This is a genomic window from Pedobacter sp. 01T416_2 (assembly GCF_056398925.1).
Map to the genome: position 1 here is coordinate 1 of NZ_JBFTQI010001216.1, position 1,056 is coordinate 1,056.

The following is a 1,056-nucleotide window of genomic DNA, read 5'->3' on the forward strand; positions in this document are numbered from 1 at the left end:
AGTCAGGCCCACGCCATTATCTTTTATCGCAATAGTCACCGCGTTTTCTGCCGTTTGATGGGTGATGTAAATCTTTTCCCCCATTGGTGAAAACTTGATGGCATTATTAATCAACTCACTAAAAACCATTGCTAATTTATCTGGATCAGCAAAAATTTCAACAGGCTCCTTAATATCAATTAAAACGATTTGATTTTTACGCTGAAGAGATAAATTGAGTCCTAGTTTTACATGTTCTAATATTTCCTTTAAATCTACTTTATCCTTCTTTGGCTTAAAAGAGTTGGCTTCTTTCCGGGCGGCACTTAAAATACCATTCAGATTATCAATCATTCTTTTCGATTGCGCATTAATCTTATTAGCAATTAATGCTGCTTTGTCATCAATCCCAGGAATTCGTCCCAGCAATTCAGATTGAAGTGAAATGGTCGTCATCGGGTTTTTAAGATCATGAATAAGCACATGTAAACGATCATCGTAGGCTCTGAAAGCTTTTCTAGCTGTAATTCTAGACTCCAGTTTTTCCATTACCATACCCGCTAAATGCTTCAGCATTTTTAGCTGCTGCTCTTCGGCTGTTTTAAATTTAGTGTCGGCAACATAAATCAGGCCGATATGATAACCTTCAGGCGAGCTGATTGGAGTAGAGGCAAAAAAAGTAAATGCTTCACTTTTTATAGGTAAACCGATTGATGATCCCAATTGAGCTTTCATAAAAATCTCCCCATCCGTCTGAAAACCGATACCTGCATTCGGAACATCAAATATTTCAGCAGCCAATTGTGCTATCTGATCAAAGGCACTTTCTGCAGGTGTACTTAAAATCTCGTAATATCTTAATTTCTCTAAACGCAAGGTTTCATCTGACGGAATCATATTATCTGCTTTTTCGTATTGCATTTAAGGTTTAATTTAATATATGAGGGTGAATAACTAAAGGTAAAAATTATGTGCAAATACTGTAAATAATATAAACAATTAAGTCGTAAATTTCGTTAATATAAAGTTGGAAGAAATAGGGACGAAGGCGTTAAATTACTACATAACAGCATAAAT

The 1,056-nt window shown here is 35.5% G+C and carries 1 protein-coding gene; it reads right to left on the reverse strand.

Translation table 11 applies throughout. From position 1 onward, the window contains the following. The coding region (locus tag AC1DPQ_RS28660) for a sensor histidine kinase (RefSeq protein WP_477611701.1) at positions 1–780 on the reverse strand (780 nt) is incomplete at its 3' end. Positions 781–1,056 lie beyond the last annotated feature (276 nt).